The following is an 850-nucleotide window of genomic DNA, read 5'->3' as shown; positions in this document are numbered from 1 at the left end:
GCCGTCGAGCCGCCCGGCGAAGAAGGCCTCGGCGGCGGAGAGCGGGTCCTCCGGCGCGGCGGTCGGCGGCAAGGGCTGCGCCTGGAAGGCCTGAACCGGCGCGCCGCGCGGCAGCCCGGCCGGCGGGCCGCGCGTGGCGCCGCCGTCGAGCAGCCTCTGCAGCACCTCCTGCTGGCCTGGCGGCAGGCCGGGCAGCGGCGCGCCGTTCGGCAGCACCGAAGGAAGCGTCGGCGGCGCCAGAAGCGGCGATCCGCCGGGCATGGACTGCGCCAGGACCTCCGGCCCTGCCAGCAGCGAAGCCAGCAGGGGAAGCAGCAATCGACAGCGGCGCAGCGGGCCAAACATCGGCGGGGCGGGGCTCTCCCGAGAACGTCAGACGGCAATGTCGTCGCCTATTTACAACTTATTGGTGATTCTGCCTATTGTCTGTGTTCATTCGCGGAGCCTGAGGTGACGCGCAGCGCCGTCCTGGCCGAGACAGTGCCCCGGCCGCCGGTTTCCCGTGGCCGCCGCTGGCTGCTGGCCGATGCGGCGTGGCGGCTCGGCCCGCGGGCGGTGGCGCTGTTCGCCTGGCATCAGCTGCTGCTGCGCCTTGGCCTGGTGCGGCGCGCCCTGGAGCAGGGTCCGATCCGATGGGCGCATCCGGTCGGTTCCCGTGCCGCCGACCCCCTGCACTCCGGGGCAGGCCCTGCCTGGCCGCTGGAGCCGTGCAGCGACGGCAAGCGACCCGGCGATGCACCAGATGAGGCTCCCCTGCCGACGCAGCCCGGCGGAACGTGTGACGCGCCCGCGTCGCGGCGCGGCGCCGCGGGCCTGCGCCCGGGCCCGCCGCTGGCACCCGACGCGCCCG

The 850-nt window shown here is 75.4% G+C and carries 2 pseudogenes; one reads left to right on the top strand and one right to left on the bottom strand.

The features are described from left to right. Positions 1-345: pseudogene (locus HW578_RS27185) on the bottom strand (hypothetical protein); the annotation flags it as partial. A 105-nt stretch (positions 346-450) separates the two neighbouring features. Between HW578_RS27185 and HW578_RS27180 the strand changes: the two are divergent. Further along, positions 451-850 (top strand): annotated as a pseudogene (locus HW578_RS27180) (hypothetical protein); the annotation flags it as partial.

The organism is Roseomonas rosulenta (assembly GCF_016106005.1).
Lineage (GTDB): Bacteria > Pseudomonadota > Alphaproteobacteria > Acetobacterales > Acetobacteraceae > Neoroseomonas > Neoroseomonas rosulenta.
Note: the sequence above shows the minus strand (reverse complement) of the source record. Positions and strands in the feature narration are given on the sequence as shown.